Annotated in this window: 9 protein-coding genes; 2 read left to right on the forward strand and 7 right to left on the reverse strand. The window is 47.7% G+C overall.

Annotated features, from left to right (window positions below; genetic code table 11):
- Positions 1–45: 45 nt before the first annotated feature.
- The 5 genes from ACO6VE_RS11010 to ACO6VE_RS11030 form a co-directional block, all read right to left on the reverse strand.
- Positions 46–1335 (reverse strand): hypothetical protein, encoded by a 1290-nt coding sequence (locus ACO6VE_RS11010; RefSeq protein ID WP_422461283.1) that lies wholly within the window; start codon positions 1333–1335, stop codon positions 46–48.
- 192 nt (positions 1336–1527) lie between these two features.
- The gene (locus ACO6VE_RS11015; protein ID WP_422443885.1) at positions 1528–2319 is read right to left on the reverse strand and encodes a hypothetical protein; all 792 of its coding nucleotides are present in this window, start codon (positions 2317–2319) and stop codon (positions 1528–1530) included.
- Positions 2320–2799: 480 nt separating this feature from the next.
- Positions 2800–3492 (reverse strand): hypothetical protein, encoded by a 693-nt coding sequence (locus tag ACO6VE_RS11020; protein ID WP_422443887.1) that lies wholly within the window; start codon positions 3490–3492, stop codon positions 2800–2802.
- Positions 3493–3566: 74 nt separating this feature from the next.
- The gene (locus tag ACO6VE_RS11025) at positions 3567–3971 is read right to left on the reverse strand and encodes a hypothetical protein (protein ID WP_422443889.1); all 405 of its coding nucleotides are present in this window, start codon (positions 3969–3971) and stop codon (positions 3567–3569) included.
- A 145-nt stretch (positions 3972–4116) separates the two neighbouring features.
- Positions 4117–4890, reverse strand: coding sequence for a hypothetical protein (locus tag ACO6VE_RS11030; RefSeq protein ID WP_422443891.1), 774 nt, complete (start codon positions 4888–4890; stop codon positions 4117–4119).
- 883 nt (positions 4891–5773) lie between these two features.
- Between ACO6VE_RS11030 and ACO6VE_RS11035 the strand changes: the two genes are divergently transcribed.
- Entirely contained in the window at positions 5774–6190 is a 417-nt protein-coding gene (locus ACO6VE_RS11035) for a hypothetical protein (protein ID WP_422443895.1), read from the forward strand.
- Positions 6191–6360: 170 nt separating this feature from the next.
- Complete coding sequence (locus ACO6VE_RS11040; protein WP_422461285.1) at positions 6361–6669, forward strand: DUF3780 domain-containing protein; 309 nt, start codon at positions 6361–6363, stop codon at positions 6667–6669.
- Positions 6670–6777: 108 nt separating this feature from the next.
- Here the strand turns inward: ACO6VE_RS11040 and ACO6VE_RS11045 are convergent, their stop codons facing one another.
- Both ACO6VE_RS11045 and ACO6VE_RS11050 read right to left on the reverse strand, forming a co-directional pair.
- Entirely contained in the window at positions 6778–7158 is a 381-nt protein-coding gene (locus ACO6VE_RS11045) for a hypothetical protein (protein ID WP_422443899.1), read from the reverse strand.
- Positions 7159–7421: 263 nt separating this feature from the next.
- Complete coding sequence (locus ACO6VE_RS11050; protein WP_422461287.1) at positions 7422–12434, reverse strand: hypothetical protein; 5013 nt, start codon at positions 12432–12434, stop codon at positions 7422–7424.
- Positions 12435–12458: the final 24 nt, after the last annotated feature.

Consider the following 12458-nt stretch of genomic DNA (forward strand, 5'->3'; position numbering starts at 1 on the left):
GTTAGAAATTAAGCAGTTAACCAATATCATACTGCTACTGACTTATCAGTCAGTTTTAAAAGCAGGCAAGACGGAAGTAGCAGAATCTGATTCAAGCTCATTTTTTGTTGCCTTGTCAGACACTCTTATAAGAGCGCCAGCTTGCTGACCAGCGCTTCTTGCCAGTTGCCTGTCACCGGTGCTCATGAAAACTTTATAGTAAGCCTTATGATAAGCATGTTGGTAAGACTTCAAGACAACCTGCCCTTTTTCGGACTGTGCCCAGGCCAGGTAAGTAGCCTTCCGTTTCGCAGACACACGGTAAGCCTTCCCTTTCTCGGACTGTTCCCAGGCTCGTTTGACAGCCTTCCCTCTCTCAGACTGTGCATAAGCCCTGCGGCAAGCCTTCCCTCTCTCAGACTTTGACCAGGCATTCCTGGCAGCCCTTCCTCTCTCAGACTGTTTGTAAGCCTTCTGGCGTGCCCTCCCTTTCTCAGACTGTGCGTAAGCCTTCTGGGAAGCCTTCCCTCTCTCAGACTGAAACCAAGCCTTTCGGACAGCTTTCCCTCTCTCGGATTGACGGTAAGCCTTTGTGTAAGCGTTCCTTCTTTCCGACTCCGCCCGGGTTCGTTTGGAAGCCTTCCCTTTCTTAGACTGTGTGTAAGCCTTCTGGCAAGCCTTCCCTTTTTCAGACTTTGCGTAAGCCTTCTGGCAAGCCTTCCCTTTTTCAGACTTTGCGTAAGCCTTCTGGCTAGCCTTCCCTTTTTCAGACTTTGCGTAAGCCTTCTGGCTAGCCTTCCGGACAGCTTTCCCTCTCTCGGATTCACGGTAAGCCTTCCCTCTTTCGGACTCAGTACGGGCTCGTTTGGAAGCCCTTCGTTGCTGAGGTTGTACGTAAGTCTTATCATGATCGATGTTCAAAGATTCGCCAGCTCCTGAAACAGACGCTTCAACATCCAACTCATTTCCTGCTGTTTCTTTCAACGTTGTGATAAGTGGAGGAGGATGATTACTTAAACCGTATGAGTGAGAGCTCACTTCATCGATCATACTCCAAACCTGCTCAATTCTTATTTCTGATTGATTGGATAGAATTCTGTTATTTTGTTCGGCCTCCTGATATTTCCCAGGTTTATGTGATATGTCTAGCGGCTTGATTTTTTCAGGTTCTTGCGAATAAATAATCCTGACGGGCATTTTTTTAAAACGGGAATCATTGAAAGGGTTATGGAAGTTTTCACCATATGGAATCAAGGGGTTTATATAATTATTTGGTGCAGTTTGATCAACTCGCAGCCCGAATACCAAACCACTTTGCTGCGACCAGTCTTTAACAGTGAATCCACTGCCCGACATAACAGACTCATACGCTTTTCGGGATCCCGAATACAAAAAGTGTGAATTAAAATACGGAGTAGACATTGAATTATTGAGTTATTGAATTAATGACTAGGACTATGCTTTCTTATAAAAGTTCCTACCTGAAAGATACTACTCCATATTTATGTCAGCCAGGCATAGCTATCAATAATTGAGGTTGATTCAAGCTCATTTATTTTTTGTTTTATTTGATTTTTTTATAAAGGCGGTAGCTTGCCTGCCTGCAATTCTTGCTTGCGCTTTATCACCGGTATTCTTGAAAACTTCACTGTAAGCCCTTCTGTAAAGCATCTGGTAAGCCTTACCCCTCTCTGAATTTCTCCATATCCGTTTAGACTCCTTCCCTTTCTCGGAGTTTGCCCAGGCCTGTCTGGCAGCCTTCCCATTCGCAGACTCACGGTAATTCTTCCGGTTAGCCTTCCCTTTCTCAGAGTCATCGTAAGCCTTCCGGAGAGCCTTCCCTCTCTCAGACTGACGGTAAGCCTTCCGGTAAGCTCTATGGTATGCCTTACCTTCCTCGGACTGAGACCAGGCTCGTCTGGCAACCTTCCGTTTGTCGGTCTGTTCGTATGCATTCCGGGAAGCTTTTCGTTTATCGCTCTGTGCATAAGCCTTAAGGAAAGCCTTCCCTCTTTCGGACTTCACGTAAGCCTTCTGGTAAGCCCTATAGTAAGCCTTCCCTGCTTCAGACCGATCCCAGGTTCGTTTTTTCGGAGGCCTCCGTTTCCCGGTCTGCTCACAGACCTTCCGGGAAGCATTCCCCTTTTCGGATTCATGGTGAACCTTCTCTTTCCCAGACTGTGTGCAAGCCTTATCAGGAACTACGGCCAGAGATTCACCAGATCCTGAAGCGGGAGCTTCAGCATCCAAACCATTTTCAGCAGTTTCTCTCAACGCTGAGGTAAGTGGAGGATGATCAGTATTTACAAAGTATGAGTGAGAACACGCTTCACCGGCCATACCCAACACCTGATGAGTTCTTGAATCTGATTGACTGGTAAGAATTCTGTTATTTTTGTCGTCCTCCGGTTGTGCCTTGGGTTTAGGTAAGAAGTCTAACGGCTGGCTTTGTTCAAATTCTTGAGAATAAACCACCCTGACCGGCACTGTTTTAAAACGGGAATCATTGAAAGGGTTATGGAAGTTTTCACTATATGGAATCAAGGGTTTTACATAATTATTTGGTGCAGTTTGATTAACTCGCAGCCCGAATACTAAACCACTTTGCTGCGGCCGGTCGTGAAAAGGCAATCCACTGCCCGTCACAACAGTTTCATACGCTTTCTGAAATATTGAATACAAGGAGTGTGAGTTAGAATAAGGAGTAGTCATTGATTTGTTGAATTATAAGATTGTTGAATTCATGATTAGGACTGTGCTTTCCTGTAAAAGTTCCTATCTGACAGACCAAACTTAATATTTAACCTGGCACTTAAAGGTTTATTCAAGCGCATTATTTTTTGCTTTATTTGACTCTTTTATAGAAGCAGCAGCTTGCCTGCCAGCAAATCTTGCCTGTTCTAAATCACGGGTATCCCTCAAAGCCCTATAGTAGGCATTCTGGTAAGCCCTCCGCACAGCCTTACCCTTTTCGGAGTTACGGTAAACCTTCTGGTAGGCCTTTCGGGCAGCCTTCCGTTTCTCGTCCTGTTCATGAGCATTATCAATAATGATGGTTAGAGATTCGTCGGATTTTGCAGCAGAAGCTGTAAAGTCCAACTCATTACCAGCAGGCAATGGATCAGAACTTTCACCAGCCATACTCCAAACCCGATCAGTTCTTAATTCCGGCTGGCTGGCAGGAGTTCTGGTATTTCGACCAGCCCCCTGGCATGCCCCGAGTCTATATGATAAGTCTAACGGTTTACTTTGTTCATATTCTTGAGAATAAATAACCCTGACTGGCATTTTTTTAAAACGGGAGTCATTTAATGGGTTATGAAAGCTTTCACCATATGGAATGAAGGAATTCATATAATTACTTGTTGCAGTTTGACCAACTTGCAGCCCGAATACTGATCCATGTTGCTGTACCCTTGCTGTAAAAGCCGATCCCCTGTTCGACATAACAGACTTATACGCTTTCTGAAATTCCGAATACAAGGGATAAAAGTTAGAATGCGGATCAGACATTGAATTGTTTAATTACTGAATTATTTATTGTGACAACTCCTTCTTATAAAAGTTCCGGCCTGACGCAACAACATTTAATATTTATGTTGCAGAGCATCACTGGGGCCAGAAGCAGAACCGCTAAAATCCAACTCATTTCCTGCAAGTGATCTATTTCGTTGCAACTGCTTACTGTCCAGTTGAGGATCAGTAATTTCACAAGGATTTTGTACATCAACAACTAATGAGCTTTCTGTGTTTGATTGCCCTAATGCTAAAATAGACTGGATAGAAAAACGCTCTTTATCAGGAATATAGGCGGGGGCATGATCATTTTTCTGCATTTTTGTTCTGCCCGGTAAGTAGAGTGGCTGATCTTTTTCAGTATCGTTATCGACAATGGCTATCGATCTTTTTTCAAACCGGGGGTCATCAAATATATTTTGAAAAGATGCCATTGGCTGATAAAGGCGGCTTTCAGTCGTATCATCAGCATGCATAGTATATAGAGCAGAGCTACTTCTGAAACTTGGCGGGAGAAAGCCTGACATAGCGATATAAACTGCTTAAAAGTCGGCAACTCACGGATAAACAATAGTTCATTTGTCGTGCAATATTTTTCCTGGCTGACGATCAAGAACCTGTTTACTCTCTAAAAGGCTCATTATTGTTTGCTTTATTGGATTCTTTTAAAAAGACGGTAGCTTGCCTACCAGCGATTCTTGCCTGTTCAATATCACCGGTAACCCTTAAAACCTTATTATAAGCGTTACGGTAAGCCTTCAGGTAAGCACGTCCTTGCGGAGACTCACGGTAAGCTTTTTGGTAAGCCCTCCACTTCTCGGTCTGACGGTAAGACTTCTGGTAAACCCTCTGATAAACCTTCTGGAAAGCTTTCACTCTCTCGGACTGATTATAAGCCTTTCGGTAAGCCTTTCGCTTCTCGGTCTGTTCGTAGGCTTTGAGGTAAGCCTTTCGGTAAGCCTTCCGCTTCTCGGTCTGTTCGTAGGCTTTGAGGTAAGCCTTTCGGTAAGCCTTCCGCTTCTCGGTCTGTTCGTAGGCTTTGAGGTAAGCCTTCCGCTTCTCGGTCTGTTCGTAGGCTTTGAGGTAAGCCTTCCGTTTTTCCGACTGCTCGTAAGCCTTCCCTTTGCTGGACTGACGATAAGCCTGCTGGTAGGCTCTCCGTTTCCAGGACCGCGCGCAAGCCTTCCCTTTCTCAGACTGCGCCCATGCTCGTCTGCGAGCCTTCCCTTTTTCGGACTGACGGTAAGCCTTCTGGTAAGCCCTCTGATAAGCCTTTTTTCGCTCAGACTGTGCGTACGCCTTCCGGACAGCTTTTAATTCCTCGGACTCACAGTCATCCTCATGGGTGCTGGTCAGAGATTCATCAGAGCCGGAAACCGTAGCTTTATCATCCAACTCATTTCCTGCAGGCGATGTATCTCGTTGCAGCTGTTCACTATCCAGTTGAGGATTAGCAACTAATGTGTTTTGTGAGGTTGATTGCTCTAACCCTAAAATAGACTGGATCGAAAAACGTTCATTACCAGGAATATATTTGGGAACATGATCATTATTCCGAGGTTGTATTCTGACAGGTAAGTAAAATGGATGGTCTTCTTGAAGATGGCTACTAACCATTAGTATCGACCTTTTTTCAAGCCGGGGATCACCTGATGGATCATTAAAAAGCACCTTTGGCTGCTGGAGACGGTGTTTAACAGTTTCATCAGAACGCATAGCACATTGAAAATTTGCTACGTCCACAACTTCACGAAAGAAAGCCTGACAGGATGTGGCAGACTGCGAATAAGCACTATCTCGAAAATAAGAAAAGTGATCTGCAGCTATATTAAAACCAGCAAAGTAGATAGGCATATTCATTGAATTATTGAATTATTGAATTATTGAGTTTCATACTATGACCTCTCTTTCATATAAAAGTTCAAACAGCTTTTAAGAAAAAACTATGTCCATCAGTTCCGTGATCAAATCCATCCAGAACATCATGCGCAAAGACGCCGGTGTTGATGGTATTGATTTTTCCCCCTGACAAGGTATCGTATTGAAAGCGGGCCAGACATTGGTGACTTTTTGATTACTCGAATATCCGGATTAACGTAAACCACCACCCCAACAGCACTCTGCCGGTGCTATGGTTGAACCATCATTCCCCAAACATTCAGAGAGCCGGAGTACTGCTGTGTTTGCCGATCATCCGTTGCTAAAGCCCTTTCTCAACCTTGAACCCGACACCTTCCCGGCGGAAGCTATCCGCCAGGTTATCGCCCATCAATAGGAAATGACCCCGTTACTGCTGGAAGTACTGCGGGATTTTGCCGACGACCCCATCATCGACGACAGCAAGCCCGCTCGTATCGCCGACAACAAGCGGGTGTCCCTGGATTCCACCGACAAGGTCTTCAGTGTCCTGAACAAATTCCGGGACCGGGAAAACGTGCGCCTGAAAGGGGGCCGGGTGGAAATTGGTGACGGGGAAAATACCGTCAGTGTTCGGTTTGCGGAACGGGAGGTCACCTCGGCCATTATTGCCAACGCCATCGACAGCCTGCGCTCCCTGCTGAAAGAGGAGCAGGCACCGGTGAGCATTATTATCAGCAGCGGCGTCAGCTTTGATAACGGGTTTGCCGCCAGAGAGTTTGCAGAGCTGGGCGGAGTGGTACTGAAGCCCGGTGATATTATTCAGGATGTACAATAGTTCAATGATTGCACCAATGTCAGGTAATTCATGATCGACAATGCATCCACCCGACCTTCACCACCCCTTGGTAACATTTTGATTTTAAACGATTAAATATCGTGCCAACCATATATTCGAATAGAATATATGCTTCAAAATCAAATGATTACGTTATTTTGGTGGTGAAAGTGGGATCCACCACCGGCAAGCGAACTTCCAAAGGCGAGACGGGCAAATCCCGTTTTGCCCACCCGACGCTGGGGTTCGGGGTGCCTGCCAATCCCCATCACTTGCAGGTGATCATCCCGAAAGAGAATCACGGTGCCGTGCTGATTACCGAACAACTGGGCATGCAGGCACAAGACCAACACGCAGCCATGATCGACCGCTGTCTGATGGACCTGAGCCACTTTATCAGCAATAAAGCATTGGACCGTGATGTGCGGGATGCGGCGGAAATACTGACCGGTCGGTTGCGGAATTTGCGGCTGGCATGACCAGCACTACCATCACAACAGTATGATAGTTTGTACCAGTCACCCTTCGACTTCGCTCAGGATGAACGGAGTGAGTACAATATGTCGGGATAGCCTAAGGTTAATTACTTAGTTGCTGTCATTGGGAAGCAGCTGGCGAATCAGGAGTTCCAGCTGGTCAAAGCGCTTATCGTGTTGATCAAAGCGCTCCCGGGTTTCTTTGACAAAGTCGTCGTGTCGTTTATCGGCTCGCTCAAACCCGGCTCGTGTTGCTTCCGCCAATGCAGTAATACTGAACTCCATTTTTTCCATACGGCGATCTTGTTGATCCAGCCTGCAGTCTTGCTGATCCAGCCTGCGTTCAAGCAGGTCAAAACGCACTCGGTTCTCACGCTGGTTTTCCAGAACAATCTGGTGCGTTTCGCCTGTAATCTTGACCAGGCTGCGAACCGCACTGTCAAGAGAGTCAACGTGCGATTCCAGCCGTTCTACCCGTTTCTCCAGACTCATAACAGCTTCTCATTTTTATTGGTTGGGCGTTGAATATAGCAGAAGTTCATGCCGACAAACCGGCAATAACCCTTTACCAACGAGGCCACCGTGATCAAACGCTTTTCTTCCCGCACCCACCAACTGGACAGAACCTTTCTGGCGGAACACCTGCAGGGGGCGGAAATGAAATAATAGGGATGCCGGTGAAAACCTCGTCTGTTACCCGTTCGAATATGACGGCCAGTGACACCCAGCGTCGAGAGGAGCGTTACTGATATAAATCAAAAAAGATTACACATCAACATGCAATTTTTTTGCCCCGGGTTCAAAGAAGTTAATGCTGTATCTAAATCAATACGATCAGCAGCGGGCCAATAATACCGACTTACTCTTTTGTCACTAAGGTCGTTAAAGTATTTACTTGTTTTATGCCTGGCTATATTGGTAACAAAGGCAGACTGCCACTTTGCTCCTTTCCCATTATCAATGAGCAGTTTCATAAATGCCACTGTGGTCACGTAACTCACGGCTATGTTATTCGTTGCCAGGCAGTCTTTAGCTATTGCTAATTGATCCTTTTTTGAACAGTCCTTCCAGTATTTATGGAAATCAGCTCGGAAATCTTCCAGACTTTTGTCCAGAAATCGCTTAAGAGAATCGCGGTTCAGTTCATCAAAGCAGCCCATCTCAAGGCGTAACTTTTTATTGATAGATGATAATTCCATATATGACAGTTTCTCTGCTGTAAGTTCGTCTGGATCAGTTTTTTTGCAATGCTTTTTATCTCCCTTCTTCGTAATTTTTGAATCATTCCCATACTCTATGTATGATTTTTTGCCCTCTGGCCACATCATGAACTCAAGACAATTTAAAAGCAAAGTCAGGGTAGCTTTCCCAGATAATTTGCCTCTATTGTTGCATTGTAAAAAGTATAAAATACCACACGAAAATTGATTACTGTAAAATTTACGTTTGAAATCAAAATATAAAAAACTCAGATCATTAAATTTCTGCCTATGGAAATCAGGGTTGTTTTTTACGAAGTTTAATGAACCGTAAATGGATTCAAACTGATATCCCAAAACCTCCCTAATAAGAACATGAGCATCAGAATCTGATGTAATCATTTTTTTGAGATGTTGATCCAGGATTTCCTGACTAAAACCATCCAGAGAGTCACTGCTACAGATTCTCAGAAAATCATTCTTTATCATAACCTGCAGCCATTGCTCCGGATTAACAGTGCGAGTCTCAACAGTATTTATGCCATTAACGGCAACAGAGCCATCACTTTGCTGAGCGAAACACGACTGATAGATAAGTTGAGACAAATGACTCCGCTTCCCAACCCAGGTAAAAAATTTCGCACCTTTTAACACCGATGGTGAAAAGCACTTCCCTGCAAAACCGCAGTTGATGAAGCTGACATCTTCAAAACTCGCACTGTTTAACGGCTCCATATTGAATTTACATTCCCTGAATTGGGTTGCTTTGAACACAGTGCCATTCATTGAGCAATCGCTGAAATCCAATTTTTCCAATTCATGATTGTGATTTTGCACAGCAATCTCCAAACCATCCAGCGACTTGAGTTTTCCCTCCAGCAGCTGCGGATTTTGTTGCATCAGGCGCTGGATACCTTTTTTACCGCAAGCTTGAACAAGAGTTTTGACATTTTCTGGAACCCCCATGTTGTGTCCAGAGGTTAGCTCAAGGTAACAGACTAACCAGGAGTGGAGAAAAATCTGCTCCAGTGGGCGACCGTCTGGCCAGTGGCTATAGCGCCTACGGAGTATGTACAACAGTTGCAGCTGATCTTTGGCAGAGCCTATAGTGAAAACATCCAGTTCATCAGGTAACGACAGAGGGAGGGCAAAGAGGGTCTCCTGACTAGTGCAACACTTAATTAATTGCTGGTAGTCACCGGCTGACTGCACAATGACTTTCTCATTAGGCCGGATGGCTTTCAGGCCCGGGTAAGAAACGTCCAAAGAACGGACTTTCAGAAAAAAATCTGCATCCAGGCGCATCAGTGCTGCTGGTTTGAACGTCATGGACAATGCCCCCGCGTATTGACTATGGGCGAATTCACTGCAGGGCTGGATACGGGTATATACATCATGGCCAATAGCGCATTTAAACCGATTGGCTGTGGTAGCAGTCTCCTGGAAGGGCTCCAGCCCAATGTCAGTACGTCGTACGAAGGAAGTCAGGGCTCTCTCATTGTTCAGCATACCAGCCACAATTCCTGTCACTGGTTGCCCAAGGGCCGTATAGTTCAAACCGTGTACCGGGCAAAATCCCCGGGCCGGGCTCCCGGAAACGCCGTGGGGCTGACCGGGGAGGTAACCTATCAGGCGTCCGGCATGTATACGATAACTTTCATACCAAGGCCGTAGGCTCAATCCCAGCCGTTCAGCAAGAAAGGTTTTTTTTGCATTGATGCGAACAACACGGGCGTCCACATCCGCATCGCCAGCTGCTGCCACGGCGCGGTTCATGTCACCAAGGCAGCGGTGATAGTCGGCCAGGGAGTCCAGCCAGCGCTCTTCCAGGTCAACAGCATCGGGGCACCCGTGGTCGATGCCCAGCTCCGCCAGCTCCCTGAACAGGGCCTCAACCACCGCTTTTTCGTGACCGGGAGCGGTCAGCACCATCTTATGGTCAAAGGTTCGGGCATTCGGGTCACGCTCGGGATAAAACTCAATACTGCCTTTCTCGATGAAGGTCGGCGCAAGTTCAATCACTCGCACCGGTGAGGCCGTCAGATTGGCGTGTTCAAGCTGTTTCTGATTCACATAACTGACGCTCTCACCGGTCAACTTGGCAAAACCGTGGCTGAATTCGCTCAGGCGCACTTGCGCTTCTCTCTCTTCACCAAGCCTTGAGCTAACCCTTGCAGGCAAGGCTGGTGCAGGTAGCGGGGTCTGAATTGGTGGCAGTGTTTCAATAGACGGCTGGTCTGCGGTTAAAGATGCACGACACCTTTTGGTAATGCAGTGCAGATTGTTTACAACATCTATGATGGTCTGACGATCCGTTTCTTGCCACCGCTCTATATCCTGAGTCAACTGCAGTGCCTGTTTTTCACACTCATCGGCCAGACTGGTCAGGTCACTGCGCCAGTCGCAGTATTTGCCGTTCAGATGCTTACTGACGTATTCGCTCCAGGTGCTCAGATGGTACAACCCTCGCTCCAGCGCCAGATTGTCAGCCACTCTGTTGCCTGCATCCCGTGACAGCCTGAGGGTCATCCGGGTTATTGGCTGACCATCCTGATCCAGCAACTGAGTGAGGCAGACCTGGCCAGTGCGGATGTCCTGGCCTTTAACCTGCAACCAGCCCCCACGGATACCTGCTGCCCTTATGGCCTGGTATTCCGCCATGGATACCCGTTCACCCGGCTCTAGCGTGTCTGGCAAGCGGGTGGTGAGCCAGGCTATGCGATCATGGATAGTTTGCCGTAACCAGCTGCGGTCACCGGCCAGATAACCGCTTTGTTCAATCAGCTGGCCCAGGGCCTGCCAGTCAAACTGGTGCAGCAGCTCTTTCAGGGTCTGACCCAGCAGGTTGTCGTCCAGTTTAGACATACTATCGACGCAGGGACTGGCAATAGGGTGGGAGTTCATTGCCGGGACTTGTGGGTCCCGCAGTTTGTTCAACAGCAACGGCATGGAGGAAAAATCGTCCTCGCCAGGCGCTGGCTCTGGTTTGTGGGCACAGGGGTAACGGGTGGCCAGTCCGGCGTGATTCCAGTTAAACACCACCGGCTCCCCTTCCGAGGTCAGTGCCATGTTCTCCCAGGTGAGATCTTCATTACCCACAATGGCATTGATCAGCAATAATCTGGCCCACTGCTTTGGCGACAGGGATTGCTGATGTTCCTTTGCGCTTTTCAGGTTACCCAGCCAGTCACTGGCTACATGACTGACCACGTAAGACTGGCCCGCTTCCTGATGGGCAAAGGTGTCGGGTACGTTCATGCCCAGGAGTCTGGCGATGTTAGCCATTAGTACCTGGTTGCAGGCACTTAGCTCACAGGGTGCCGGGTTCAGGTAAAAATGCCGGTTACTCACCGGGTCCAACCGTGTTTGTAACTGCGGGCATCCTGCCACTGCCACGCCCGGCTGCAGTTGGTTCAGGGAAAAGGCCGGCTCTGGCCCTGCCCGATGGTTGATGAAAGGAGTGATCAGCCCCCCGATAACAGCGGACTCCTCAACAATGCTGGAAAACTGATACCACAATGGCGAAGGATGGTGCTCAAACTGTTTTTTGATGCGCTCACTCCCGGTCACTCCTTGTATCCGGAAAAATCCCCTGCCTTTTTTTGCACTGTCGCTCAGGGATATGGAGTGCCACAAATCACCCTGGCTGGCAATCACCTGGCAAATCGCCTCAGCCAGCTGGCGCCACGCTTTTCGGCCGTGTTCATTCTGACAGGTAGCAAAACAGTCCAGCTTATTCATAAAAAAACAGCTTCTTACCCGCATCACATCGAGGCAATCGGCATCGTGGAGCAGACTGCGCAGGGTCTGTATCTCCTCAGGCAGATACTTACAGGCATCCGGATAATCTTTATTGCGAACCGCTTCGCCGCACTGCCAGGCCAGGTTCTGGGCAATGCCACAATTACGCAGGTGCTCCATCAGGTTGTCAGCACTGGCCCGCTCCCACTCAGTCTGGTCTTCCCCATCATCCTCACGGCCGGAGTCATGGAACAGGCAGGCCTTGACCAGCAGCGGTACCATGCGATCGGGAAATGCCAGTGCCGGGCGATCTTGCTGCTCTTTACGCAGCTGCAGTACTGCCAGTGCCCAGGTGGCTGTCCGGCAGCTGTGCTGAAGGCCGTGATGAAGCCGGGCAATCTCCTGGCCACTGGTCGCACCGGGCCTGTAAGGTTGGAGCAGTGCCGTTTTTACTGGTGTCTCAGTGGCTTTGATCCACTGTCTGTCGAGCTTGCTGTCTGTTGATAACCCGGACGATTCCATGATGCCTGCTTTTCTGACCGACTGGTCGCCAACAGTATGGGTTGTCGACCTTTTGAGGCCATCCACAGCGATATCTGGCTCAGTAGCAATAACCGTTCTGTTATGCCCGGCTTTGCCCCCAAAGGAGGAGTTAATTTCGGCAGCATTATTGGAAAGATCGGCGTACAGGGACTTTACATCTCTTTCCGTACCAACTTTTCTGACGAAAGCTCTGGCTTCCTCAAGCTTGTGATGATCATTGTTGGCGCTGCTGGCGGCCACCGTATTGCTGATATTGGTACTAACGTCATAAAGACCTGTTGACATAAACATATACTTATACTTATAAAC

This window comes from Endozoicomonas sp. ALB115 (assembly GCF_049310245.1).
Lineage (GTDB): Bacteria > Pseudomonadota > Gammaproteobacteria > Pseudomonadales > Endozoicomonadaceae > Endozoicomonas.